This window comes from Streptomyces sp. NRRL S-340 (assembly GCF_000720185.1).
GTDB lineage: Bacteria > Actinomycetota > Actinomycetes > Streptomycetales > Streptomycetaceae > Streptomyces.
This window is the reverse complement of sequence record NZ_JOIY01000144.1, coordinates 1-232: the sequence shown is the minus strand read 5'-3', so window position 1 is coordinate 232 and position 232 is coordinate 1. Positions and strand designations below refer to the sequence as shown.

General features: G+C 67.2%; 1 pseudogene. It reads left to right on the top strand.

From position 1 onward, the window contains the following. Positions 1-115, top strand: a pseudogene (locus IG64_RS40960) (IS5/IS1182 family transposase); the annotation flags it as partial. Positions 116-232: the final 117 nt, after the last annotated feature.

The window sequence follows — 232 nt, the reverse complement described above, 5'->3', positions numbered from 1 at the left end:
GCTCGCGCGGCGAGCTGGACTGGTCGCGCTGCGCGATCGACTCGGTGAACATGCGGTCTCTGAAAGGGGGGATCTGACAGGTCCGAATCCCGTAGATCGTGGCGGCCGAGCATCATTCTCCCGGCACGCCGGTTCCAGACCCTTCCCAGTGACGAGCCGCAGCGGCAGCCTGCGCCACGGTTGAGTCAAGGCGGACCGCCGATACACGAGCCGCAGCCCGTACCCCACTCAC